We start from the raw sequence: 24,693 nt of genomic DNA, 5'->3' as shown, positions 1-24,693 counted from the left end.
ACAGTGTTATGAGCCACCTACTAATTCGTTCGCTATTATTTAAGTTTGATGCAGAATTTTCGCATGACTTAACCCTTAAGGCACTATCTCTTTCTAATAAAATGGGTTTGCTGAGTTTCTTAAAAGCCCCTCATCCCTCTAAGCTCAGAACTGTCATGGGAATTCCCTTTCAAAATCCTGTGGGACTCGCTGCAGGCCTAGATAAGAATGCAAGCCATATTGATGCCTTAGGTAAATTAGGTTTTGGTTTTATTGAAGTTGGAACCATCACCCCAAGACCTCAGCCAGGCAATCCAAGACCTCGATTATTCAGGTTGCCTGAGGTTCAGGGCATTATTAACCGTTTTGGCTTTAACAACATAGGTGTAGATGCTGCAGTTGAAAATATAAGATTGAGTAAATATAAAGGCGTACTTGGAATTAATATCGGTAAGAATTTTGATACCCCTATAGAAAGAGCCGCTGAGGATTATATTTTATGTATGAAAAAGGTATATCAGTACGCAAATTATATTGCAGTCAACATTTCTTCACCTAATACAAAAAATTTAAGAGATCTCCAGGAAACCAAAGCGCTTAATATTTTATTAGGCCAACTTAAACAAGAGCAAGCTAGATTGAATGATTATTATGGGCGCTATGTACCTATTGCATTAAAAATTTCACCTGACTTAACACCTAAGCATTTAGATGCAATATCGAAAAGCATCATCAAAAATAGAATTGATGGAGTCATAGCGACTAATACAACTGTTAATAGAGATTCGGTAAGTGATCTTGATAATGGAAAAGAAGTTGGTGGCATGTCAGGCAAGCCTTTATTTAATATGTCCAACTCAATTATTCGCGAGCTTTATTTAAGGCTTCAAGGAGAAGTTCCAATTATTGGTGTGGGCGGTATATCTTCTGGAGAAGATGCAGCAGAAAAAATAAATGCAGGTGCTGAGCTTGTTCAAATGTATTCAGGCCTAATTTACCAAGGAAGAAAGCTCATTCTTGATGCTTGCCATTCCATTGGTTAATGATATTGATTAAACCAAGGTTATATACCTATAGGCGCTGTCCTTATGCCATTCGATCAAGACTGGCCTTGCATCAAGCTAATATTGATTATGAATCTATCGAAATTTCACTCAAAGATAAATCAAGCGAATTTTTAGCATTAAGCCCTAAAGGAACAGTTCCCGTATTGGTAGATGTAAATGGCGAAGTCATCGAAGAGAGTCTTGAAATTATGTTATGGGCTCTAAACCAAAACGATCCAGCATGTTGGCTTTTAAATGATGAGAATACTAGCCGTAAACTCATTGATGAAAATGATCTTAATTTTAAGAAAAATTTAGATAGATATAAATATGCCGATCGTTTTCCAGAGCATTCGAAAGAGTACTATCGCTCTCAATGTGAAATTTTTCTGAATTTATTAAACGACAAATTGCAAACTACTCATTACTTAATGGCAGAAAGAATAACTTTTGCTGATGTAGCAATCTTTCCATTTATAAGACAATTTGCATTGGTAGATGAGGATTGGTTTTTAAATTCTAAGTATCAAGAATTAAAAAAATGGCTAAACGATTTTAAAAACACCGAAATGTTTCAAGAGGTGATGAAGAAGAATTAAGACTCTTGAAGAATGGCTTTATTTTCTTCTTCGAAAATTAATTTCACTTTGTCATTGCTATCAATATCAATGATTACATTGCCACCATTAGTGAGTTTACCAAAGAGTAGTTCATCTGCAAGTGCCTTTCTGATTGTGTCTTGAATGAGGCGAGACATAGGTCTTGCTCCCATACTTGGGTCAAAGCCGTTTTTGGCTAGGTATGTTTTGAGAGGCTCCGTGAAAGTTGCGTCTACTTTTTTCTCATGTAACTGATCTTCAAGCTGCATCAAGAATTTGTCGACAACTTTTAAGATGACATCATGACTGAGAGGCGCGAATGATACAGTTGCATCAAGTCTATTTCTAAATTCAGGTGTAAATAAGCGTTTGATTTCCGCTTGCTCATCACCCATTTTTTTAGACTGTGTAAATCCCATAGAAGTTTTTGATAAAGACTCTGCACCAGCATTGGTTGTCATAATCAGGGTAACGTTTCTGAAGTCTGTTTTTCTTCCGTTACTGTCTGTTAAAGATCCATGATCCATCACTTGCAGGAGAATATTAAAGATATCGGGGTGAGCTTTTTCAATCTCATCAAGAAGAAGAACGCAATAAGGTTGTTTATTGACAGCTTCCGTCATTAAGCCACCTTGCTCGAATCCAACATAACCTGGTGGGGCCCCAATAAGTCTTGATACTGCATGCCTTTCCATATACTCACTCATATCGATACGAACGAGTTCAATCCCTAGGATGTAAGCCAGTTGGCGAGCTACTTCTGTTTTTCCAACACCTGTTGGTCCGCTAAAAAGGAAATTACCTATAGGCTTATTTGGAACGCCCAATCCACTTCTTGTCATTTTTATAGCGCTAGATAAATTTTCAATTGCTTTATCTTGACCAAAAATAACCGCTTTAAGATCGCGCTCGAGATTTTTTAGAGCATGCTTATCGTCATTGGAAATATTTTTTGGAGGAATCTTAGCAATCTTAGCTACGACTTCTTCAATTTCTTTGTTAGTGATTACTTTCTTCTGTTTATTTTTTGGAAGTATTCTCTGAGCGGCACCTGCCTCATCAATGACATCAATCGCTTTATCAGGAAGATGCCTATCATTAATATATTTTGCAGAAAGTTCGGCTGCACTATGAATTGCTGCAACAGAATACTTTACGTTGTGATGTTTTTCAAACCTAGTTTTAAGGCCTTTAAGAATATTGATCGTATCAAGAATGCTTGGCTCATTAACATCAATTTTTTGAAATCTTCTTGCAAGCGCATGATCTTTTTCGAAAACCATTCTATATTCTTGGTAAGTTGTCGCACCAATACATTTAATAGTTCCGTTTGATAATGCTGGTTTAAGAAGGTTAGATGCATCAAGCGTTCCTCCGCTTGCAGATCCAGCCCCTATGAGTGTGTGAATTTCATCAATAAATAAAATAGCATCTTTATGTTCATTGAGTTGCTTCATCACAGATTTGAGTCTTTGCTCAAAATCTCCCCGGTATTTCGTGCCTGCTAACAATGTGCCCATATCGAGCGAGAATATGGTTGTTCCTTCTAGGATACTAGGTACTTCTTTGTCTACAATTCTTTTTGCAAGTCCTTCAGCAATTGCAGTCTTTCCAACACCGGCTTCACCTACCAAAAGAGGATTGTTTTTTCTTCTACGGCAGAGAGTTTGGATGACTCGCTCAATTTCTGAATCTCGACCAATCAGAGGATCAATTTTTCCGGCTAAAACCATTATATTAAGATTAACCGTGTAAGTTTCTAGTGCTTTGCTACTGGATGATTCCTGATCACTTTCTTGTTCTGTAGATGGTTTAGGAGTTTCACCCTCATTTAATTTTGATACTCCATGCGCAATAAAATTAACGACATCAAGTCGTGTTACACCTTGCTGATGGAGAAAGTAAACTGCATGTGAATCTTTTTCGCCATAAATTGCAACTAATACATTCGCTCCATTGACTTCTTTTTTGCCAGAGGATTGCACATGAAGCATTGCTCTTTGAATGACTCTTTGAAATCCAAGTGTGGGCTGTGTATCAACTTCATCTTCGCCAGATATAGTTGGCGTATGTTCGTCGATATATTGAGTTAATTCATTTCTGAGAATTTCAACATTTGAGCCGCAGGCTTTAAGCACTTCTGCTGCAGAGGGATTATCAAGCATAGCAAGAAGCAAATGTTCAACCGTAATAAGTTCGTGACGCTTTTGTCTCGCATCCATAAATGCCATGTGCAGGCTTACTTCGAGTTCTTGAGCTATCATAATTTAAATTTAATCAATTCTTTCAATAATACATTGCAAAGGATGTTGGTGTTCTTTAGCATAGTTTAGCACTTGATTCATTTTTGTTTCCGCAATATCTATAGGGAATATTCCACATACACCCAAGCCCTCTGTATGTATTTTTAACATTATACGAGTAGCCTCATCAACACTTTTATTAAAAAAACGCTGAATTGTATTCACAACGAATTCCATAGGCGTAAAGTCATCATTCAGTATAATAACTTTATACATGCTAGGAAGTTTAGTCTTAGCTTTCTTTGGACTAAGCTTTAGGTCTTCAGTTGCATTTACTTTTGGCATGAGCTAATCCCTATTTATTATTGTGATTAAAAAAAATAAAAACTCAAGCAATTCTTCAGGAGAATTTTAAAAAAATTACGACAGAGGATAGATTTTTATGCTCTTTACAATTCGGTCGTGAGACTGAAGAACTTCCATAGTATGGTTGGCAATTTTGAAACTTGTATTCGGTTCTGGGATATCTTCAAAGTATTCTAACACCAAGCCATTCAATGTCTTAGGCCCGTCAATTGGAAATTGAAGGTCCAATTTTTTATTAAGTGTTCGAATCGTTACACTGCCATCTACAATCCAACCCCCATCTTCGTCTTGAGTAAATTTAGATGATTTCGCAAGAAAATCTAAGTTAAATTCGCCCACAATTTCTTCTAAAATATCCTCAAGGCTTATAAGGCCAATAAATTCGCCATGCTCATTTACAATTAAACCAATTCTTTCTTGCCTGTCCTGAAAGTGCTGCATTTGAGTGTATAAAGGTGTGCCAGATGGAATAAAGTAAGGCTCTGAAATAAGCTCTTTTAAATCATCCTTTGTAATTTTATTTAAAGCATCATGCATATTAAGTTGCTTAATAATTTTTTGAGTATTAAGTAACCCTAAAATACTGTCAGGCGAATTTGTTTTTACCAGTATTCTGCTGTGCTGGAAAGTAAGTAATTTTTGAATAATTTCTTCATCCATTAGGTCAAAATCAATTGTTTCAACAAAAGTATGCGGAATCATAATGTCGTCTACCGTGATACGCTCGAGCTCAAATACATTAAGAAGTATTTTGCGATGCTGATTCGGAATGAATTGACCTGCTTCAGAAATAATACTTCTTAATTCATCCATTGATATTGCATGAAGATTATTATTCAAATCAATTTTGACGTTAAATATTTTTACAAAACTTAATACAAAAAAGTTTACTACTGCCACAATTGGATAAAGAATTTTTAAAAGAGGGTAGAGGATATAGCCGCAGAAAAATGCAAATCGTTCTGGCTTGGATGCTGCAATAACTTTTGGAGATACTTCACCAAAAATGAGAATTAAGAATGTGGTCACTAAGGTTCCAGCCATAAGTGCTATTTGACCTTCTCCATAGAGGCGCACTGTAATAATAGTCACAATCATTGCAGACGCTGCGCTTGCAAATTCTTTACAAAGGAGAATGACGCCTAAAAGCTTTGCAGGCGAAAAGAGTAATTTATTTGTGAGTATTGCGGCATGATTGCCTTGAGAGACTAAATGTTTTAATCGATAGCGGTTCAGTGTCATTAAGCTTGTTTCAGCAAGCGAGAAAAAAGCAGCAATAGCTAGCAAAGCTATAAGAATGACAAATTGATAACTAATAGAAAGGGTATTCAAAGTTTAAAAAAACTTATGGATTAATTTCTTGTGACGTATCTTCTTTGGATTGATCTGGAACGAGATTGCGCTGAGATACACCAAGCCACATTGCAACTGGACATGCCACAAGCACTGATGAATAGATGCCGAATAAAATACCAATAGTTAATGCAAGAGCGAAATTATGAAGTGTTTCTCCGCCAAAAAATAACATCGAGCACACCATTGTTTGAGTCATAAGATGTGTGATGACAGTGCGAGACATTGTTCTTGTGATTGCATTGTCAATGACTTCAACCACATTCGCTTTTCTCATTTTTTTAAAGTTTTCTCTGACGCGATCAAAAACCACAACCGATTCATTTACAGAATAACCTAATACAGCAAGGATAGCTGCGAGGACAGTGAGGTTAAATTCCCATTGGAAAAATGCAAAGAAGCCTAAAATAATAATGACATCGTGCATATTGGCAATAATGGCAGCAACTGCAAAACGCCATTCAAATCTTAATGCGAGATAAGCAATAATTCCAAAACATACAAGAAGCAGAGCGAGCGCACCATTTGCATAGAGCTCTTCCCCAACTTGCGATCCGACAGACTCTACCCTTTGTATTTTTGTATCTTTATCACTTTCAATAAGAGCTGCTGATACTTTTTCTGATAATTGAGCGATAGATAAATCTTGTCGAATAGGTAAGCGGATTAATACATCTTTACTTGTACCAAAGTTTTGTACTGTCGTGTCTTTAAGATCAATTTTATCCATGACTTGACGAATCTTATCGATATCTGCTGGATGGCTATAACTTACTTCCATCAGTGTGCCACCAGTAAAATCTACACCAAGATTAAGGCCTTTAATGCTTAAAAAGAGGACAGCAATAATAAACGTAATGAGAGAAATGGTCGTGGTTAATCGACCATAACTCATAAAAGGAATATCTTTTTTTATTCTAAATAATTCCATAATTAATCTTCTTTCGGCCTATAGATTTGACCAATAGACAATTTATCAATTTTGCGACGATAACCATACATAATATTGACAAGCGCTCTTGATACTAAAATAGCACTGAACATAGAAGTTAAAATACCTAATACGTGAACAACAGCAAACCCTTTAATAGGACCTGTACCAAACATGAATAAGGCGAGACCTGCAATTAAGGTCGTGACATTCGAGTCGAGAATAGTATCAAAAGCCCGATCATAGCCAGCATGAATACTTGCTTGCGGCGTATTGCCATTTCTAAGTTCTTCCCTGATTCTTTCATTAATGAGAACATTTGCATCAATCGCCATACCTAATGCCAAGGCAATCGCTGCTAGTCCAGGAAGTGTTAGAGTCGCTTGAATAATAGATAATAAAGCGACGAGTAATAATAAATTTACAGCAAGCGCAAAAATAGAAACGCCACCAAAGGCCATATAGTAAATAATCATCATGATTGAAATAGCTGCAAAACCCCATAAAGTGGAGTGAACACCGCGCTTAATATTTTCTTCCCCCATGCTAGGACCCACTGTTCGCTCTTCAATAATTTGCATTGGTGCTGCCAAAGCCCCAGCCCTTAATAAAAGAGATATATCAGTAGCCTCTTGAGGACTATTCATACCAGAAATTTGTACTCGACCACCACCAATTTCCTGTTGGATGACAGGCGCTGTCACAACTTCCGTTTGTCCTTTTTCTACAAGAAGAATAGCTAAACGCTTACCTACATTTTCTCGCGTGACTTGTTTAAATATGTTTGAGCCTCTTCCGTCTAGCGTAACATGTACAACAGATCTTCCTGATTGTTGATCAACACCAGGCCCAGCATCTGTGATTCTTTCACCTGTCAGTAATACGTTTTTCTTAACGAGAATGGGTCTACCGTCTCTGTCTTTAAAAAGATCGTCACCAAAAGGTGCATTCCCTTTTTGAGCGCTTTCTAATGTAGCGATATCTGTTTTATCTTCATCGACTAATCTGATTTCGAGTGTCGCTGTTCGGCCAAGAATTTCTTTGGCTTTTGCTGTGTCTTGAACGCCCGGGAGTTGCACCACGATTCGGTCTAAACCTTGTTGTTGAATGATAGGCTCTGCAACGCCAAGTTCGTTAATGCGGTTATGAAGTGTTTGTAAGTTTTGTTTAAGCGCAAATTCTTGAATTTTTTTCTTGCCCATTTCACTCATACTAATGTCAAGCGTTTTATCTTTACCAACCGATGATTCATTGACCATTAAATCTGGATAATTTACTTTGATAAGTTTTTTAGCTTTTTCGAGATCTTCTTGGCTGTCGAACTGAAGTTTTACAATTTCATTTAATCTAGAAGCACCAATATAAGAAATACGTTCTTTCCTGAGCGTCATGCGAAAATCATTAAGGTTACTTTCAGCTGCTTGTTCCGATGCAGCTTTCATATCTACCTGAAGAAGAAAGTGCACGCCGCCTCTTAAATCTAAACCCAAATACATTGGGATAGCACCAATTTTAGATAGCCATGAAGGCGATTTAGAAACCAGGTTAAGTGCAATTACATAGTTAGCGCCCAGAGCATTTTGAAGAATATCTTTTGCTTTAAGCTGGTTATCAGGATTTGCAAATTTAATTTTAATGCCATTGGGTTCTTGAACGATGCCATCGAAAGGAAGATTTGCTTCTTTTAAACTACCTTCAATCGACGCCAATATAGATAAATCTAATTTATCTGATGACTTGGTTGGCATGATTTGAACTGCAGGCGATTCCCCAAAAAAATTAGGAATTGAGTAGATAAGGCCAATAAAAATTGCAACTAAGACAAGACCATACTTCCATTTAGGATATTGATTCATGATGAACTTAAGCTATCACTTCAGAAATTAGATAGATTTGATGGTGCCTTTAGTTAGCAAGGTTATGACGGATTGTTTCTGGATATGAATTTGAGTGCCAGCCGCAATTTCTATGGTTACATACTGATCTTTGATTTTGACCACTTTACCAAGGAAGCCTCCATTGGTCACAATTTCGTCATCTTTTTTGAGTGAGTCAATCATGAGCTTATGGGCTTTTGCTTGTTTCATTTGCGGGCGAATTAACATGAAGTAAAAAAGCACAAAAATGATGATAAATGGCAAAAAGCTCATGAGATCAGTGGGTACCGCATCAGCGGCATATGCGTAACTTATAAACATTTATATTCCTACAGGTAATTAATTTTAAAGGTTAATTTTAACACAGCAGACATTTATTGAATGCCGCGTTGACGGTTTTGATGGAATATTTTTCTATAAGTTTCAAATGTTCCATTTTCAATAGCAACCCTAGCTTCTTGTATTATTTTTTGATAATAGGACAAGTTATGGATCGTATTTAAGCGAGAGCCCAGCATTTCCCCAATCCTAAAAAGATGGTGAAGATAAGCGCGAGAATAGTTTTGGCATGTATAACATCCGCAATCGCTATCGATTGGATTTGTATCATTTTTATACTGTGTATTTTTAAGCTTTAGATCACCATATTTAGTAAATAGCCAACCATTCCTAGCATTCCTTGTTGGCATGACACAATCGAACATATCAATACCATGAGCAATGGCTTCAATAATATCTTCTGGGGTACCTACCCCCATTAAATAGCGAGGCTTGTCTTCTGGCATTTTAGGCGCGATAAAATCAATCACTTTACGCATCTCTTCTTTAGGTTCGCCGACAGATAATCCACCAATGGCATAGCCATCGAAATTGATTTTTTTTAATTCATCAAGTGAATGTTCCCTCAGATCTTCGAACATGCCTCCTTGAATGATTCCGAACAAAGCATTCTTATTTGTTGCGTGAGCCACTTTACTTCTATAGGCCCATTTTAAACTTAGCTCCATAGAAGCTTTTGCTTCCTCATGCGAGGCTGGATAGGGGGTGCATTCGTCAAAGATCATGACGATGTCTGAGTTAAGTGTTTTTTGAATTCGCATGGATTCTTCAGGGCTTAAGAAACAAGTGTCACCGTTAATAGGCGATTTAAACTCAACACCTTCCTCAGTAATTTTTCTCATTTTGCCAAGACTCCATACCTGAAAACCACCAGAGTCTGTGAGCATCGATCGATGCCATTGAATAAAATCATGCAACCCTTTAAAGGACGAAATTGTATCTAACCCTGGTCGGAGCCAGAGATGAAAAGTATTGCCAAGGATAATTTCAAAACCAATTGATTCTAGATCTTGAGGGCTTAAAGACTTCACAGCGCCATAGGTGCCCACAGGCATAAATACCGGTGTTTGGACAGTACCATGTTGAAGCTTGATTTCACCTCGTCTGGCTTCACCATCTTTTTGAATGAGCTTAAATTGCATCTTTGATTTTTAGTTCTCGATAGCGGTAAGTCAATGAGTATAAATTAGAATTAATGAAATCGTTAAAGCTTTGTTATACTAAAAGATTGAGTTTCCAACTAAAAATAACACATGAAAAAGTTAAAAAGTATCGGAAAAAATAAAGAAGATTTGTTAAGAAATAAAATAGGACAGCATACTTTTTATTTGCTACCCAATTTTATTACCACTGCTGCTTTATTCTCCGGATTTTATTCCATCGTTCAAGCGATGAATGGTAACTATGAGCTCTCTGCTATTGCAATTTTTATTGCCATTATTTTGGATGGATTAGATGGACGTATCGCGCGACTCACGCATACCGAAAGTGCTTTTGGAGCCGAGTACGACAGTCTTTCAGATATGGTTTCATTTGGCGTAGCTCCGGCCCTCATCTTATATGTATGGACATTAAAGCCCTTAGGTAAGTTGGGCTGGATCGCGGCTTTTATTTATTGCTGTTGTGCAGCCTTTAGACTCGCTCGCTTCAACGTTAAGCTAGACCGAGATGAAAAAAAATATTTTTTTGGATTACCAAGCCCGGCAGCAGCAGCTTTGCTTGTCAGTTTTGTCTGGGTATCAAATGAAAACGGCTTTAGTGGCAACGAGATTTTTTTCAATATGATTAAAATGAAATGGGTTTCTTGGTCACTCACCATAGTGATTGCACTCTCAATGGTCAGTGAAATTAGATTTTATAGTGGCAAAGATATAAATCTAAGAAATAGTGTTCCATCCGTCGCTATTCTATTAGTCATTTTGGCATTTGTATTAGTTTCTTATAGCCCGCCTGAAGCCATTTTTATTGTGGTGGGTTGTTACTTCTTGTCAGGCTATTTCAATTTCATTAGAAATTTTACATTTAAAAATAAGGCGGTAGTGAATGCAACAAGAAATAAAAAATAACAAACTCATCATTTTTGATACCACCTTAAGGGATGGGGAGCAAAGTCCTGGTGCGTCTATGACACAGGAAGAAAAGTTGCGCATTGCAAGGCAGCTTGAGAAACTTGGTGTCGATGTCATTGAGGCAGGCTTTGCAGCAGCAAGCCCTGGAGACTTTAATTCTATAAGCGCTGTTGCGAAAAATATTAAAGAGTCGACTGTTTGCTCATTAGCACGTGCCGTTGAAAACGATATTCGTAAAGCTGGCGAGGCTATCCAACATGCAAAAAAAGGACGTATCCATACCTTCATTGCAACTAGCAAAATTCACATGGAAAATAAACTTCGCATGTCAGAGGATGAAGTATTAGATCGAGCCATTCAAGCTGTGAAATGGTCTTTGGAATATACCGATGATGTCGAGTTTTCTGCTGAAGATGCGGTGCGATCCGAAATGGATTTTCTTGTAAAAGTGTTTAACGCTGTGATTAAAGTGGGTGCTAAAACAATCAACGTACCCGATACGGTTGGATATTCGATTCCAGGTGTTTGGGGTGAGCGAATGAAAGCCCTCATTAATCAAGTTGAAAATTCTTCAAAAGTTGTATGGTCAACGCATTGTCATAATGATTTAGGCATGGCAGTGGCAAATTCACTTGCAGCAGTCATGAATGGCGCTAGACAAGTTGAATGCACGATTAATGGATTAGGCGAAAGAGCTGGTAATGCAAGTCTAGAAGAAATTGTGATGGCCGTTAAAACAAGAAAAGATTTGTTTAATTTAACGACAGGTATTGATACCACACAAATTGTCCCGACTTCGAGATTGGTGTCCACAATTACAGGCTATCCCGTCCAGCCTAATAAGGCGATTGTAGGGGCAAATGCTTTTGCGCATGAATCTGGTATCCACCAAGATGGCGTTTTAAAACATAGAGAAACCTATGAAATTATGCGCGCGCAAGATGTGGGTTGGGGTGCAAATAAGATTTCACTTGGAAAATTGTCAGGTCGTAATGCATTTAAAACAAGGCTCCAAGAATTGGGTATCGACATTCAGTCAGAAGATATTATTAATGCCTCATTTGCAAGATTTAAAGATTTAGCGGATAAAAAATCAGAAATTTTTGATGAAGATATTCATGCGCTTATGAGCGAAGAATATACTTCTGAAGCAATAGAGCATTACAAATTAATTCATTTAAAGGCCATGTCAGAAACAGGCACAACCCCTCATGCGGTTATTAAAATTTCCGAAATTGGAAAAGAGGTTATGGCCGAATCTTCTGGCGGCGGACCTGTAGATGCCACATTTAAAGCCATCGAAAAAATTGCAAACTCAGGTGCAGAACTTCAACTTTATTCTGTAAATAACATCACAAGTGGCACAGACGCTCAAGGTGAAGTGACCGTGAGATTGGCTAAGGGCGGTCGTATTGTGAATGGACAAGGCGCGGATATAGATATTGTGATTGCATCTGCTAAAGCTTATATCAATGGACTCAATAAACTCCATTCCAAATTAGAACGTGCCCATCCTCAGGTTTAGAGCTTAATTTGAATTTAGCACTCTTCGATTTAGACAATACTATTTTAGCGGGTGATAGTGATTATAACTGGAGCCGTTTTCTTATTCAAGAAGGCTATCTAGATGGCGCAATTCATGCGGAAAAAAATGAAAAATTCTACGCTGACTATAAAGATGGAACACTAGATATATTCGCATTCGTTGAGTTTCAATTCAAACCGCTTGCTAGGAATCCTAGAAGCGTTCTTAATCAACTCCTTAAAAAATATGTAGAAGAAGTGATTAAGCCTATGATTACTGAAAAGGCTCGTGCGCTCGTCAAAAAGCATCAAGAAGCAGGTGATCTTATTATTGTGATTACAGCGACCAATAGCTTTATTACAAAACCAATTGTCGCATTATTTGGTATTGAAAATTTGATAGGTACGGACCCTGAAGAAAAAGAGGGTGAATTTACTGGAAAAGTTTCGGGGACTCCTTCTTTTAAAGAGGGGAAGGTCACACGTCTTGAAGCATGGCTTAAAAGTAAAGATTTATCATTAGCTAGTTTTGAAAAGTCATATTTCTATAGCGACTCTCATAATGACCTACCTTTAATGGAAAAAGTCACACACCCTGTAGCGGTTGATTCCGACGATATATTAAGTGAATATGCAACATCTAAAGGCTGGCCTCAAATTTCTTTGAGATGATTTCTTATCTATGAAGAATAATTTCTAAAACGAATTTGCTGCCAAGGTAAGACAACAAAAGAAATACAAAAGCGGTGAGTGAAATATAGATAGAATTTCTACCACGCCAACCATAAAGTCTTTTGCCTACTAAAAGAAGCCCATAAATCAGCCAAGCTAATATTGAGAAAACTGTTTTGTGGTTAAACTGAAGAGGGGTTCCAAAAAGTTGCTCTGAAAATAGAATGCCGCTTAAAAGTGTGATGGTTAGTAAAATAAACCCAATCTTATTAATATTAAACAGGAAATTTTCCATTTCAATGAGGGGCTGGAAGCCACTTAAGATCATGTCTATTTTCTTTTTCTGATGTAATTTTTTTTCAAAAATTAAAATGAAAATGGCCACGTAAGCTGAAAAAGTAAATAGACTATATGCCAGTAAAGCAATGGCAATATGGGTCATAAATAATGGCGATAGATCAGTTGTGAGGAAGTGATTTGATACAAATAAGGGATGTATGATCAGTAAAAAAGCTGATGGAATAAGCAAAAACGGCTGCAGATAATTAAAATTTTTATTAAAATTAAGTATCCAAAAAATCAAAATACTAAAAAATGAGGTTGCAATAAGGGCGTTAGAAAAACCCAGATTAATTGGATTAAAAGAAATACTGGCTTTAAGAATTGTAAAATGAGCTAATAAGCCGATACCAATCAATAGTGCATTTAAATTAGTGAGATTTTTGTCTGGTATTTGTTTTTTAAATAGCAACAGGCTTGGTGTGAGGTAACACAAGGACGTGATTAAAATAGGTAGCCAAATTTCCATAATTTTTAATTGGTAATTAAAGGTTTAATATACCATGTACATTAAGAAGAGTTAACCTAAAACAGGATGAACGCATGTTAGAAAATCTAACCGACCGACTACAAAGTGTCATTAAAACAATTCGCGGGCAAGCCAGGTTTACTGAGCAAAATATCAGTGATGCTATGCGTGAAGTTAGAATCGCTTTAATTGAAGCAGACGTTGCCCTAGCTGTTGTAAAAGATTTTATCGATCGGGTTAAAACTAAAGCGCTCGGTGTCGAAGTATTACAAAGCCTATCTCCAGGACAAGCGATTATTAAAATTGTCCAAGATGAACTCACAGTTCTTATGGGCGATCAAAATGTTTCTCTAGATCTGAATGTTGCTCCCCCAGCTATTATTCTCATGGCAGGTCTGCAGGGCTCGGGTAAAACAACCACTTCTGCCAAGCTTGCAAAATTGCTTATTGAAAAAAAGAAAAAAGTGTTACTTGCGAGTGCTGATGTGTATCGCCCTGCAGCGATTGATCAACTTAAAGTGCTCGCCAAAAGTCTTAATATTGAATGCTTCGATTCAAACCCTTCCCAGAAGCCATTAAAGATTGCAACAGAAACGATCGATTACGCAAAAAAACATTTCTTTGATGTGGTAATTTTTGATACCGCTGGTCGCTTAGGCATTGATGTTGAAATGATGGATGAGATCACAGCGCTCCATAAAAAATTAAATCCAGTAGAAACTTTATTTGTGGTCGATGCCATGCAAGGACAAGACGCAGTAAATACTGCAAAAGCTTTTGGTGACGCACTACCTTTAACAGGCGTTATTTTAACTAAGTTAGATAGTGATACACGCGGAGGTGCCGCCTTATCTGTGCGTCAAGTGACAGGTAAGTCGATCAAGTATATTGGTACAAGTGAAAAAATTAATGGCCTTGAACCCTTTCATCCTGAAAGAATGGCGTCAAGAATTCTTGGCATGGGAGACATTGTCAGTCTTGTCGAAGATGCACAGAAAACATTAGATGTTAAAGAGGCTGAGAAGTTAGCAGAAAAAGTTAAATCAGGAAAAAATTTCGATCTTGAAGATTTCAAAAATCAAATAGGGCAGATGAAAAAAATGGGTGGCGTAAGTGCCATGATGGATAAGATGCCAGCTCAATTTACGAGCGCTGCATCTAAAGTTAATCCTGAAGATGGTGATAAATCACTTCGTCAAATAGAAGCCATTATTAGCTCAATGACGCCTCTTGAAAGAAGAAAGCCTGAATTGATTAAAGCTACAAGAAAGAAAAGAATTGCTTTGGGATCTGGTCTGCAGGTCCAAGATGTGAATCGCGTCCTTAATCAGTTTGAAGAGATGCAAAAGATGATGAAAATGTTTTCAAAGGGTGGGCTGGGTAAGCTTATGCGTGGCATGGCTGGCAAAATACCTGGTTTAAGACCTTAATCTTCCGTAATCATTATTGACCAATCAGGCCCAATAACGGATAATTCCTTGTTTTGTTAATTCTGGGTTGGTAGCTCAGTTGGTAGAGCAGCGGACTTTTAATCCGTTTGTCGCGGGTTCGACCCCCGCCCGACCCACCATTTATATCAAGGACTTTGTAGCATTAACCTTCAAAAGTCCAATTCAAATTACATCTTAAACTTCGAATAGACTGCATAATAAAATCAGTGGTATTAGTATTTTTATAGACAGTTCGTTTCTAATAGTTTTAATTTTATTTAACTTAAATTTTATTAGAAATTAAAAAAATATTTTGCTCTTTTGTTATTTCGTTTTGAGTTATTTTTAAATACTTCTTGTTTAGCTTTTTATTAAAGTGGCGCGCCCGAAGAGATTCGAACTCCTGACCCCTTGGTTCGAAGCCAAGTACTCTATCCAGCTGAGCTACGGGCGCATAAATACTAGAGATGACAAAAGTGGCGCGCCCGAAGAGATTCGAACTCCTGACCCCTTGGTTCGTAGCCAAGTACTCTATCCAGCTGAGCTACGGGCGCGTTGTGACATTATAACTTAATGATATTGAATAATGGCGGAGAGCGAGGGATTCGAACCCTCGATACAGGTTTAAGCCCGTATGCTTCCTTAGCAGGGAAGTGCCTTCGACCTCTCGGCCAGCTCTCCAGAAGCGCGAACAATACGCTAAATTGCTTTAAAAATCAATTTCTAGTGCTTATGCGTCAAGTCCAAAAGCTTTATGAAGGGCTCTGACTGCAAGCTCTAGATATTTCTCATCAATAAGCACTGAAATTTTAATTTCGCTTGTTGAGATCATGTCAATATTAATGCCTTCTTCGGACAATGTTCTAAACATTTGGCTTGCAACACCAACGTGAGAGCGCATACCAACACCTACGATGGATACTTTTGCAATTTTATCGTTTCCATTTACTTCTCTAGCGTTCACGTGACCCTTAACTTTTTCATTAAGAATACCTAAGGCTTTATTTAAATCAATTCTATTCACAGTAAATGTAAAGTCAGTTGTTCCAACAGCGCCTACATTTTGAATAATCATATCGACATCGATATTGGCATCTGCAATGGGGCCTAATATTTGATAAGCAATACCTGGCTTATCTGGCACACCAAGAATACTTACCTTGGCTTCATCGCGATTAAAAGCAATACCTGAAATAATGGGATCTTCCATTTTATTTTTTTCCTCAAATGTAATTAAAGTGCCGTCACCTTCTTCTTCAAAGCTTGATAACACTCTTAATTTAACCTTATATTTACCTGCGAATTCGACTGCTCTAATTTGAAGTACTTTTGATCCTAGACTTGCCATTTCTAACATCTCTTCAAAAGTAATTGAATCTAATTTCTTAGCTTCAGGCACCACTCTAGGATCGGTTGTATAAATACCATCCACATCCGTATAAATTTGGCATTCATCAGCTTTAAGCGCTGCGGCTAGCGCAACTCCGGTTGTATCTGAGCCACCACGCCCAAGCGTCGTAATATTACCTTGTTCATCCACACCTTGGAATCCAGCAACGACCACAACATAACCTTGATCTAAATCTTCTTGAATATTGTGATGGTCAATTTTTAAAATTCTAGCTTTAGTGTGAGCATCATCCGTTAGAATTTTGACTTGAGAACCGGTGTAGCTTCTAGCTTTAATACCAAGCTCAATTAAAGCAAGTGTTGTCATACCAATAGTAACCTGTTCGCCTGTAGACACTATGACATCTAACTCACGTGGATCAGGCTCGGCCATAATCTCTCTAGCTAAGCCAATGAGTCGATTAGTTTCACCAGACATGGCAGACACCACCACAACGATTTGGTGTCCGAGTGATTTATATCGAGCGACACGTCTTGCAACAGCCCGAATTCTTTCTGGCGTTCCAACTGATGTGCCGCCGTATTTTTGTACAATTAAACTCATAGATATTTAGTTAAGTATTATTTTCTTTAATTGAGTTAAGCAATCACTAAAAGCTTGATCAAGAAGTTCTGGTTTTGATCCTCCAGCCATTGCAAGATCAGGTTTACCGCCACCTTTACCGCCAATCGCAATGGCTAGTTCATTTGCAATGTCACCTGCTTTTATTTTATTCACAAGATCATGCGTCACACCGACCGCTAGGGTGACTTTACCTTGATCTACACCACTTAAAATTATAACTGCACTTTTGAGTTCTACTTTAAGTTTATCAATGGTCTCTCTTAACGCTTGTGTATCGGCAGCACCTAATTTTTCCATCACAACTTTAACCTCTCCTATGGAGACTGCTTTTTTAGATAAGTTACCACTTTCAGAAGAAGTAATTTTTGATTTCAGTTGCTGAATATTTTTTTCCTGTTCTTTCATGAGATCTTGGATTTGATCAATTTTGCTTAAAAGTTCGGAGGAGGGGACTTTTAGATCATGTGCTAAACGGTCAATGATTGAAACATGTTCATTCATATAATGAATGACATTAAATCCTGTTGTCGCTTCAATGCGTCGAATACCGGAGGAGATACCTGTTTCAGAAATAATTTTGAAGGCACCAATATCCCCAGTTCTTTTTACATGCGTGCCGCCGCATAGTTCTTTACTTGATCCAATACTAAGCACTCTCACCTCGTCAGCATATTTCTCACCAAAGAGCATCATGGCACCACTTTTTTTGGCGTCATCTAAATGCATAGTCTTAGCTTCCGTATCTGTATTGTTAAGTATTTCTTGGTTAACAAACATTTCAACAGATTTAATTTCATCTGAAGTTAAAGCTTTGGGGTGTGAAAAGTCAAAACGTGTTTTCGATTCGTCAACGAGCGAGCCTTTTTGTTCTACATGAGAGCCTAAGGTATTCTTAAGACCTTTATGTAATAAATGGGTTGCTGAATGATTTCGCATAATATTTTTCCGAGAATCATTTTCAACGGATGCCATGACTTCATCAGATACTTTTAAGCTGTTCGTTTCAACTATACCAAAGTGAGCATAAATTTTTGCTTTGATTTTTATGGTGTCTTCAACTTTAAAAGAGCTATTAGAAGTTTTAATCAACCCTTTGTCACCTACCTGGCCGCCTGATTCTGCATAGAAGGGGGTGGTGTCAAGAATCACAATGCCAGACTCACCTTTGAGAAGCTCTGTCTTGGACATATCGTCTTTGAATAAAGCCAAGACTTTTGCCTTGCATTCCATGGTCTCATATCCACTAAAATGTGTAGCGTCACCGTTATAGTCGACATCTATTTTCATTTTGAATTTATTAGAAGACCGAGCCATAGATTTTTGAGCTTCCATCGCCTCATCAAAACCTTTTTGATCGATGGATATATTTTTCTCTCGACAAATATCAGCGGTCAGATCAAGTGGAAATCCAAAAGTATCGTGGAGCTTGAAAGCAATTTGACCGTCAAAAGTTTTTTGATTTTTTTTAACAAGCGCTTGAATAGACTCTTCTAATATATTCATACCATTTTCAATGGTTTCAAAGAATCGCTCTTCTTCTAGCTTGAGTGATAAAGCAATATTTTGTTTATTTCTTTCAATGTCAGGATAAGCTTTGCCTAACATACGCACAACATCATCCACTAACTTATGGAAGAAAGGTTGTCTACATCCTAGTTTATAGCCATGTCTGATGGCTCTACGGATAATTCTTCTTAAAACATAACCGCGGCCTTCGTTGCCGGGAATCACACCATCTGAAATTAAGAATGTACAAGCGCGAATATGATCTGACAATACCTTGAGTGAGGGGTGATGGATGTCTGATGTTTTTGTAATATTTGCAGCTGATTGAATAAGGGGGACAAATAAATCTGTTTCATAATTGGCATGCACACCTTGCAAGACTGCGCATATTCTCTCCAAGCCCATGCCTGTATCCACAGAAGGTTTTGGTAATGTATGCATGACACCTTTTTCATCGCGGTTATATTGCATAAAAACAATATTCCAAATTTCAATGAATCGGTCCCCATCTTCATCTTTAGATCCAGGCGGACCGCCAGGTATATGGCTTCCATGATCATAAAAAATTTCAGTACATGGACCACATGGGCCTGTGTCACCCATCATCCAAAAATTATCTGATGCATACTTGGCACCTTTGTTGTCGCCAATACGAATAATTTTGTCCGGATGAATACCGATTGATTTAGCCCAAATATCGTATGCTTCATCATCTTCACTATAGACAGTCACGAGCAGTTTTTCTTTGGGTATTTTATAAACTTCAGTGAGAAGTTCCCAAGCATATTGAATAGCATCTTTTTTAAAATAATCACCGAAGCTGAAATTGCCGAGCATTTCAAAAAAAGTATGATGTCTTGCTGTATAGCCTACATTTTCTAAGTCATTATGTTTGCCACCGGCTCTGACACACTTTTGGCTTGAAGTCGCTCTAGCATAGTGACGTTTATCAAATCCTAAGAACACATCTTTGAATTGATTCATCCCAGCATTTGTAAATAGTAAAGTAGGGTCTTCTCCTGGCACTAAAGAGCTTGAAGCTGCAATCTGATGTTGTTTATTCTTGAAAAAATCTAAGAAAATATTTCTAATTTCTTCACTAGAAATAATGGGATGGTTCGATGCAGTTGACATACGCTAGCTATTCTTCCTTGGCATTCAATATTTTTTTTATAAGCGAAACATCAAACCCGCGACTTTGCAAAAAGCGCGCTTGTTTTGACCATTCTTCTTTAGAAGAGGGAGGGAGTCTAAATTTCTTTTGCCATACTTGTTTTGCATATAATAATTCTTGGTTTTTAAGAGGGCTTATGTGTTCCTCTATAAGAGCCTGCTCTATTCCTTTTTCTTCAAGTTCTCGAATGATCTTATATCGCCCGAATTTATTTTTTTTTGCATGAATAAATTGTTCACAATACCGCTCATTAGAAAGCCATCCATCTGACACAAGAGACGATATAAAAAGATCTAATGCATCTTCATTCAATTCGAGCGTATGAGCGTACTCACTTAATTTCAATTTCAATTCGAGATGTGAGTACTCTCTTTTTGCTAGGTAATATAACGCTCTTTTTTTAAGTAAAACTAATGGATTATTTTTTGTGTTACTCAGTTTCGTCTGTTTCCTGAGGTGCAGTCATCGCTTCACTTAAAGTTGATGAGTTTGCCCTAATCTTATCTTCAATTTCTTGAGCAATTTTAGGATTTTCTTTTAAAAATTCTCTGGCATTGTCTTTGCCTTGGCCAATTTTCTCGCCATTATAGCTATACCATGACCCTGCTTTTTCAACAAAATTTAATTGAGCACCAATTTCAATGATTTCACCTTCTCTTGAAATGCCTTCACCATAAAGCACGTCAAATTCAGCTTGTCTAAATGGAGGCGCCACCTTATTTTTAACCACTTTAACTCTTGTTTCAGCACCCACGACTTCATCACCTTTTTTGATTGCACCAATACGTCGTATATCAAGTCTCACGGACGCATAAAATTTCAAAGCATTGCCGCCCGTGGTTGTTTCTGGATTGCCAAACATGACCCCAATCTTCATACGAATTTGGTTAATGAATATGACAAGCGTATTTGTTTTTTTAATATTGCCTGTTAATTTTCTTAAGGCTTGTGACATAAGACGAGCTTGAAGGCCCATATGAGAGTCACCCATTTCACCTTCAATTTCTGCACGTGGCGTCAAAGCTGCTACAGAGTCTATGACGACAATATCGACTGAACCACTTCGTACAAGCATGTCTGCAATTTCAAGGGCTTGTTCGCCTGTATCAGGTTGAGATATGAGTAGGTCTGGAACTACAACACCTAATTTGGCAGCATATTGAGGATCAAGTGCATGTTCAGCATCGATAAAAGCAGCGACGCCACCCAGTTTTTGCATTTGAGCGATGACTGATAGCGTTAAAGATGTCTTGCCTGAGGATTCTGGGCCATATATTTCAACAACACGCCCTCTAGGAAGACCACCTATGCCAAGCGCAATATCAAGACCTAAGGAACCTGTTGAAACTGATTGGATATCTTGGATGACTTCGGAATCATCCATCCTCATGACGGAGCCTTTTCCGAATTGTTTTTCGATCTGCGCTAATGCGGCAGCAAGTGCCTTACTTTTATTGTCATCCATCTAAATTTGCCTTTAATTAAAGTGTTTTTATCACTAATAATTATTTCATACTTGGGGGTTTAAAGTAAGCGCTAAGACCTGATTTAGTGCAAATAGACAAGAAGATTCACGTATATTTTCCCTTGATCCAGGGAAGACTTTTGAAGCATTAAAAATGATCTTATTTTGATGAGCAATAGCAAAGAAAACTGTACCTACAGGCTTTTCAGTAGACCCCCCTGCGGGACCTGCAATGCCTGTAATTGATAGAGCTATTTGAGCATGACTCTCTTTAAGGGCGCCTAAAGCCATTTCGGAAGCAACCTCATGACTCACCGCACCATATTTTAAAAGTGTCGTTGGATCGACCTTAAGTAATTCAATTTTTGCTTCATTGCTATATGTAATGAATCCTCGGTCGAACCAGGCGGAGCTTCCAGGAATATTTGTGAGATGTTGGCAAACTAACCCGCCAGTGCATGACTCAGCAAGTGCTATCCGCAAGTGATTTTTAATGAGGGCATTGCTGACCTGAAGGCATGTATCTTGAATGATTGATTGGGTCATTGCATTGAGAAATAAATAAGTAGTGCAAAAAATGCAGCAACATAATCGTCAAGCATAATACCCAATCCACCCCCTACATGCTGATCTAGATAATTGATTGGAAAGGGCTTCCAAATATCAAAAATTCTAAAGAGTACAAATAACTCAAAAATTTTAAGGGGATTTAAAAGAGGGTGAGCAATGACTAACATTAAAAAGAAAGCCGAAATTTCATCCCAAACAATAGCGCTAGGGTCTTTAACTTTAAGTGCATGCGCTGTTTGATTGCAAATAAAGATACCTACAATTGTAAATAAGAAAGCCATCATCATCTGTATGGAAAAACTATAGGACGATATTAATAAATAAATTGGAATCCCAACCAGGGTGCCTAGAGTGCCTGGTGCTTTTTTTGAAAGTCCCACACCAAAACCTAGCGCTAAAAAATGCGAGGGATGCTTTATTAGAAATTTAAGATTAGGCAAAGTGATCAAAGCCTTTTGGGTTGAATAATATGGATTTGCCTTTTTGATCTATGACCTTGAGGGATGTGTTCTTAGTAATCACACCAATGATGCTGGTAGCTGTTTTCGTTTTTTTTGCAATTTTTTCTATAGTGAGCCTATGTTTTTTTGGAGCTGTAAATAGTAATTCATAATCATCGCCCCCACTTAATGCGAATTGATATTTTTTTGATGCATGAATAAATGGATCACACGGTATTTCATTAAGTAAAAGAGTGGCTCCAGCTGTGGAAGCTTTTAAGACATGTTTTAAGTCTTGAATGAGACCATCAGAAATATCAATACAGCTATTCGCATAGCGAGATAAATGGGAGCCGATTAAAACTTTAGGTGTGGGTGTTTCAAGTGCTTTTATACATTTTATTTTCAAACTAGGGGCGAGTTTTAATGTCCCTTGCAGGCTAGCCAAGCCCATGGAGGCCATGCCTAATTGACCTGTCACCCATATATCGTCATTTATTTTTGCGCCAGATCTCAATAGACTTTTATTTTTTTTAATTTCACCCATGATAGTAATTGAAATAGTCAGAGGACCTTTTGTGGTATCGCCACCAATAAGATCAATGCCAAATTGATCAGCACATTTAAAAAAGCCCTTTGAGAATTCTTTCAGCCAGTCATGATTTATTTTAGGTAGCGATATCGATAAAGTTGCCCATTTAGGTATAGCACCCATTGCTGCAATATCAGATAAATTAACTGCAAGAGATTTCCAACCTAAATGCGCTGCGTTGGTATTTTTTAGAAAGTGAACATTTTCTACAAGCATGTCTGAAGAAATAACGATTTCACAATTTTTTTTAATATTAATAATTGCCGCATCATCACCCACACCGAGGGCAGTCTGTTTCATTTTTTTCTTAAAGTATTGATCAATAATTTCGAATTCTGAAGACATGATTATTTAGTTTTAGGCCTAAAAGTCGTCACAATATCTTGATGTGTTTCAATAAAAGAGCCATTTAAAAGATCAATACAATAAGGTACCCCAGCAAAAATGCCATGCACTATGACTTCCCCTTGATCATTTTTCAATCCTTCAAGTGTTTGGGCAATAGATTTAGGTTGGCCGGGCAAATTAATAATAAGTGTATTTTTACGCACAACTGCAACCTGCCTAGAGAGAATAGCTGTAGGGACGAAATGTAAGCTGATTTGACGCATTTGCTCGCCAAAGCCGGGCATCTCTCGATCCGCAATGGCTAGGGTAGCATCAGGCGTTACGTCTCTTAAAGCAGGCCCTGTCCCGCCTGTGGTAAGAATAAGATCGCATAATTCGACATCTACAAAGTGAATCAACGAAGATTCAATCAGCGGTCTTTCATCAGGGATAATTTTTTCTATCGTTTCGAAGGGGGAGGTGAGCGCTTTTTGAAGCCAAGCCTTTAGGTGAGGAATACCTTGATCCTCATATTCGCCTTTTGAAGCTCGGTCGCTAATTGAAATGAGTCCAATTTTAGTGAACTTATTTTTCATGATGGGTCATAATAAGTGAAAGTTCGATCATAACATTATCGCTTTAAAGGAATTCTATGCAATTTAAACTTATTTTTATCATCCTTAATTTATTCAGCATGCTGGCTTTTGCTGAAGAAACTAATTTATTCCAAGAAAATTATCTTACTCAAAGTACAACCAAGTTTCATTCCTTGCAAAAAAAGCCGGATACAAAAATTTATGCTGGCATGAATAAAGAAAAAGATAAAATTAGAATGTTAGAAGACGGTTATGACCTCATGGGCACCTCAGCATTTCAGGGGGCTTTTACAGAGCCTAATCAAGCTCTTAAGCATGCTCAATCAATCGAGGCAGATGTGGTTTTAGTATACGATCGTAAAATTAATGAAATGACAAGACCAGAGCGCTTAAGACAGCTTCATGCTGAAATGAAAAAAAACAGCAAGGGTGAGAAAAACACTGTGATTGAGGTGAGTGAAGCAGACTTACAAGATAAAAATAGTAAATTTGACTTCTATGCTACCTATTGGGCCAAGCTCCCTCAGCCTATTTTAGGATTACATGTGATTAAGTTAATTAAAACAAATTCAGAAACCAAAGAGAAGAAAGAAGAAGTGGGCTTGAAAGTTGTAGCAGTGATTAAAGATTCACCTGCTTTTAAATCAGGCATTCAAAAAGGGGATGTAATACTTGTATTAAATGATGTGAATACCGAATCGCCTGAAGAATTTTCTAAATCAGTATTTAAACAGCAAGGCAACAAAGTAAAAATTAAATATTCAAGAGACGATGAGGAAAAGGTTGTAGTCACTGAACTTAACCGTAGATAA

Annotated in this window: 23 protein-coding genes and 4 tRNA genes; 8 read left to right on the top strand and 19 right to left on the bottom strand. The window is 37.6% G+C overall.

Going from position 1 to position 24,693, the window contains the following annotated elements; translation table 11 throughout:
* Nucleotides 1-8: 8 nt before the first annotated feature.
* Both FIT63_RS05445 and FIT63_RS05440 read left to right on the top strand, forming a co-directional pair.
* Nucleotides 9-1,022, top strand: coding sequence for a quinone-dependent dihydroorotate dehydrogenase (locus FIT63_RS05445; RefSeq protein WP_140006904.1), 1,014 nt, complete (start codon nt 9-11; stop codon nt 1,020-1,022).
* Complete coding sequence (locus tag FIT63_RS05440) at nt 1,022-1,624, top strand: glutathione S-transferase (protein ID WP_140006903.1); 603 nt, start codon at nt 1,022-1,024, stop codon at nt 1,622-1,624. The genes FIT63_RS05445 and FIT63_RS05440 overlap by 1 nt, the downstream gene beginning before the upstream one ends.
* On the opposite strand, the gene clpA is transcribed toward FIT63_RS05440, so the two are convergent.
* From clpA to tgt, 7 genes are all read right to left on the bottom strand, one after another.
* Complete coding sequence (clpA, locus tag FIT63_RS05435) at nt 1,621-3,888, bottom strand: ATP-dependent Clp protease ATP-binding subunit ClpA (RefSeq protein WP_140006902.1); 2,268 nt, start codon at nt 3,886-3,888, stop codon at nt 1,621-1,623. The two genes, FIT63_RS05440 and clpA, sit on opposite strands and share 4 nt — an antisense overlap.
* 9 nt (nt 3,889-3,897) lie before the next feature.
* Nucleotides 3,898-4,212 (bottom strand): ATP-dependent Clp protease adapter ClpS, encoded by a 315-nt coding sequence (gene clpS / locus FIT63_RS05430; RefSeq protein ID WP_046488703.1) that lies wholly within the window; start codon nt 4,210-4,212, stop codon nt 3,898-3,900.
* Between the two features lie 75 nt (nt 4,213-4,287).
* Nucleotides 4,288-5,565 (bottom strand): HlyC/CorC family transporter, encoded by a 1,278-nt coding sequence (locus tag FIT63_RS05425; protein WP_140006901.1) that lies wholly within the window; start codon nt 5,563-5,565, stop codon nt 4,288-4,290.
* A 13-nt stretch (nt 5,566-5,578) separates the two neighbouring features.
* Entirely contained in the window at nt 5,579-6,517 is a 939-nt protein-coding gene (gene secF / locus FIT63_RS05420) for a protein translocase subunit SecF (protein WP_140005631.1), read from the bottom strand.
* 2 nt (nt 6,518-6,519) lie between these two features.
* Entirely contained in the window at nt 6,520-8,373 is a 1,854-nt protein-coding gene (secD, locus tag FIT63_RS05415; RefSeq protein ID WP_140006900.1) for a protein translocase subunit SecD, read from the bottom strand.
* Nucleotides 8,374-8,400: 27 nt separating this feature from the next.
* Entirely contained in the window at nt 8,401-8,715 is a 315-nt protein-coding gene (gene yajC / locus FIT63_RS05410) for a preprotein translocase subunit YajC (RefSeq protein WP_140006899.1), read from the bottom strand.
* Nucleotides 8,716-8,768: 53 nt separating this feature from the next.
* Entirely contained in the window at nt 8,769-9,875 is a 1,107-nt protein-coding gene (gene tgt, locus FIT63_RS05405) for a tRNA guanosine(34) transglycosylase Tgt (RefSeq protein WP_140006898.1), read from the bottom strand.
* Between the two features lie 111 nt (nt 9,876-9,986).
* Between tgt and pssA the strand changes: the two genes are divergently transcribed.
* From pssA to FIT63_RS05390, 3 genes are read left to right on the top strand one after another with little or no spacing between them, the layout of a single operon-like run.
* Nucleotides 9,987-10,799, top strand: coding sequence for a CDP-diacylglycerol--serine O-phosphatidyltransferase (gene pssA / locus FIT63_RS05400; RefSeq protein ID WP_140006897.1), 813 nt, complete (start codon nt 9,987-9,989; stop codon nt 10,797-10,799).
* A complete protein-coding gene (locus FIT63_RS05395; RefSeq protein ID WP_140006896.1) occupies nt 10,777-12,327 on the top strand; it encodes a 2-isopropylmalate synthase in 1,551 nt (516 codons plus the stop codon). The genes pssA and FIT63_RS05395 overlap by 23 nt, the downstream gene beginning before the upstream one ends.
* An 8-nt stretch (nt 12,328-12,335) precedes the next feature.
* Nucleotides 12,336-12,998, top strand: coding sequence for a histidinol-phosphatase (locus tag FIT63_RS05390; protein WP_140006895.1), 663 nt, complete (start codon nt 12,336-12,338; stop codon nt 12,996-12,998).
* A gap of 4 nt (nt 12,999-13,002) precedes the next feature.
* On the opposite strand, the gene FIT63_RS05385 is transcribed toward FIT63_RS05390, so the two are convergent.
* The gene (locus FIT63_RS05385) at nt 13,003-13,806 is read right to left on the bottom strand and encodes a cytochrome C assembly family protein (RefSeq protein ID WP_140006894.1); all 804 of its coding nucleotides are present in this window, start codon (nt 13,804-13,806) and stop codon (nt 13,003-13,005) included.
* Nucleotides 13,807-13,880: 74 nt separating this feature from the next.
* Between FIT63_RS05385 and ffh the strand changes: the two genes are divergently transcribed.
* Both ffh and FIT63_RS05375 read left to right on the top strand, forming a co-directional pair.
* A complete protein-coding gene (gene ffh / locus FIT63_RS05380) occupies nt 13,881-15,236 on the top strand; it encodes a signal recognition particle protein (RefSeq protein WP_140006893.1) in 1,356 nt (451 codons plus the stop codon).
* A gap of 64 nt (nt 15,237-15,300) precedes the next feature.
* Nucleotides 15,301-15,376, top strand: a tRNA-Lys gene (locus FIT63_RS05375).
* A gap of 237 nt (nt 15,377-15,613) precedes the next feature.
* Here FIT63_RS05375 and FIT63_RS05370 read toward each other — a convergent pair.
* From FIT63_RS05370 to mog, 11 genes are all read right to left on the bottom strand, one after another.
* Nucleotides 15,614-15,690 (bottom strand) — tRNA-Arg (locus tag FIT63_RS05370).
* Nucleotides 15,691-15,713: 23 nt separating this feature from the next.
* Nucleotides 15,714-15,790 (bottom strand) — tRNA-Arg (locus tag FIT63_RS05365).
* Between the two features lie 33 nt (nt 15,791-15,823).
* Nucleotides 15,824-15,917, bottom strand: a tRNA-Ser gene (locus tag FIT63_RS05360).
* Between the two features lie 49 nt (nt 15,918-15,966).
* A complete protein-coding gene (locus tag FIT63_RS05355) occupies nt 15,967-17,190 on the bottom strand; it encodes an aspartate kinase (protein WP_140006892.1) in 1,224 nt (407 codons plus the stop codon).
* Between the two features lie 6 nt (nt 17,191-17,196).
* Complete coding sequence (alaS, locus tag FIT63_RS05350; RefSeq protein ID WP_140006891.1) at nt 17,197-19,851, bottom strand: alanine--tRNA ligase; 2,655 nt, start codon at nt 19,849-19,851, stop codon at nt 17,197-17,199.
* Between the two features lie 7 nt (nt 19,852-19,858).
* On the bottom strand, nt 19,859-20,242 hold the full coding sequence (locus tag FIT63_RS05345; RefSeq protein WP_223259890.1) for a regulatory protein RecX: 384 nt from the start codon (nt 20,240-20,242) through the stop codon (nt 19,859-19,861).
* A 79-nt stretch (nt 20,243-20,321) separates the two neighbouring features.
* Nucleotides 20,322-21,356, bottom strand: a complete 1,035-nt coding sequence (gene recA / locus FIT63_RS05340) for a recombinase RecA (RefSeq protein WP_140005620.1) — start codon at nt 21,354-21,356, stop codon at nt 20,322-20,324.
* Nucleotides 21,357-21,401: 45 nt separating this feature from the next.
* Nucleotides 21,402-21,902 carry a CinA family protein gene (locus FIT63_RS05335; protein ID WP_140006889.1) on the bottom strand — a complete coding sequence of 167 codons (501 nt, stop codon included), beginning with the start codon at nt 21,900-21,902 and terminating at the stop codon, nt 21,402-21,404.
* On the bottom strand, nt 21,899-22,366 hold the full coding sequence (locus FIT63_RS05330) for a phosphatidylglycerophosphatase A family protein (protein WP_223259889.1): 468 nt from the start codon (nt 22,364-22,366) through the stop codon (nt 21,899-21,901). Before FIT63_RS05330 ends, FIT63_RS05335 begins: the two co-directional genes overlap by 4 nt.
* Nucleotides 22,359-23,303 (bottom strand): thiamine-phosphate kinase, encoded by a 945-nt coding sequence (gene thiL / locus FIT63_RS05325; protein ID WP_140006887.1) that lies wholly within the window; start codon nt 23,301-23,303, stop codon nt 22,359-22,361. Before thiL ends, FIT63_RS05330 begins: the two co-directional genes overlap by 8 nt.
* Nucleotides 23,304-23,305: 2 nt before the next feature.
* Nucleotides 23,306-23,881, bottom strand: a complete 576-nt coding sequence (mog, locus tag FIT63_RS05320; protein WP_140006886.1) for a molybdopterin adenylyltransferase — start codon at nt 23,879-23,881, stop codon at nt 23,306-23,308.
* Between the two features lie 56 nt (nt 23,882-23,937).
* On the opposite strand from mog, the gene FIT63_RS05315 reads away from it, so the two are divergent.
* A complete protein-coding gene (locus FIT63_RS05315) occupies nt 23,938-24,693 on the top strand; it encodes a PDZ domain-containing protein (protein WP_140006885.1) in 756 nt (251 codons plus the stop codon).

Origin of the sequence: Candidatus Methylopumilus planktonicus (genome assembly GCF_006364715.1) — a bacterium.
In the GTDB taxonomy this organism is placed as follows: Bacteria; Pseudomonadota; Gammaproteobacteria; order Burkholderiales; family Methylophilaceae; genus Methylopumilus; species Methylopumilus planktonicus_A.
This window is presented reverse-complemented; position numbering and strand designations above follow the sequence as displayed.